This is a genomic window from Actinomadura sp. NPDC048394 (assembly GCF_040651755.1).
In the GTDB taxonomy this organism is placed as follows: domain Bacteria; phylum Actinomycetota; class Actinomycetes; order Streptosporangiales; family Streptosporangiaceae; genus Spirillospora; species Spirillospora montaniterrae.
Window position 1 is genome coordinate 1 of record NZ_JBEZJL010000194.1, and the last position, 1,345, is coordinate 1,345.

A 1,345-nucleotide genomic window follows, 5' to 3' on the forward strand; every position below is an offset into this window, starting at 1 on the left:
GGGCCTTCCCCCTGAATCGTGGTCACCCTGAGTCCTGGATCATGGTGTCCGGGCTGGAGGGTCTGGATGGCGAAGGAGAACTACTCGGAGGAGTTCAAGGTCGACGCGGTGGCGTTGTTCTTGTCGACTCCGTCGGCGACGTATGTGTCGGTGGCCCGGGATCTGGGGGTCAGCCGGGGCACGCTGCGGAACTGGGTGCTGGCCGACCGCAAGCGGCGTGCCGCTGCCGGCGAGCTGCCCGGCGGCGGGCCTGCGGCGGAGCCGGGTGAGGCCTGGCAGCAAGCTTCCGGGAAGGGCCCGGTAGGTTTCGACGACGTGGTTGAAGCAGAGAACAGGCAGCTCAGAGCCCGGATTCGGGAGTTGGAGGCCGAGCGGGACATCCTGCGCCGGGCGGCCAAGTATTTCGCGGGCGAGACGAACTGGTGAGCCGTTTCCAGTTCGTTGACGACCACCGCGAGCTATTCAGCATCAAGCGGCTGTGTCATGTCCTTCAAGTGTCGCGGTCGGGCTACTACCGGTGGCGGGATGCGGCTGCCGCCCGGGCTGAGCGGCGGGTCGCCGATGCGGCGCTAGCCGAGCAGATCCGGCGTATCCACGCCGCCCATGACGGTGTCTACGGATCACCACGCATCACCGCTGAACTGCGCGACCAGGGACGCAAGGTCAACCACAAGCGCATCGAGCGGGTGATGCGCGCCTTCGGCATCGTCGGGGTGCACCTGCGTCGCAGGGTCCGCACCACCGTGCCCGCGCCCTCGCATCAGAAGGTGCCCGACCTGATCCGCCGCAACTTCACCGCACCGGCCCCGGGCATGAAGTACGTCGGCGACATCACTTATCTGCCGGTCGGCGACGGCAAGTTCCTCTACCTGGCGACCGTGATCGACCTGTGCTCGCGCCGCCTGGCGGGCTGGTCCATCGCCGATCACATGCGCACCGAGCTGGTGGTGGATGCACTGGAGGCCGCGGCCCGCACCCGCGGTGGCCGGCTGGACGGCGCGATCTTCCACTCCGATCACGGTGCGCAATACGGCTCGGCCGACTTCGCCGCCGCCTGCGCCCGGCTGGGGGTCACCCAGTCGATGGGCACGGTGGGCACCAGCGCCGACAACGCGGCGGCCGAGGCGTTCAATGCCTCCCTCAAACGCGAGACGCTCCAAGGCCGCAAAGGCTGGAACGGCCCCAGGCAGGCCCGGCTGGCGGTGTTCAGATGGGCGACCCGCTACAACACCACCCGCCGCCACTCGGCTCTGGGCCAGATGAGTCCGATCACCTACGAACAGCAGTCACATAAGGTGGCGCAAGCCGCATAGCAACCGGTGTCCACGGTTCGGGGGGAAGACCC

Annotated in this window: 1 protein-coding gene; it reads left to right on the top strand. The window is 68.1% G+C overall.

Features of this window, described 5'->3' with window-relative positions:
* The first annotated feature begins 66 nt into the window (after window positions 1-66).
* A protein-coding gene (locus AB0C78_RS50795; RefSeq protein ID WP_360763073.1) for an IS3 family transposase occupies window positions 67-1,313 on the top strand; the annotation gives its coding sequence in 2 pieces (ribosomal slippage) (window positions 67-406 and window positions 406-1,313; 1,248 coding nt in all).
* Window positions 1,314-1,345 lie beyond the last annotated feature (32 nt).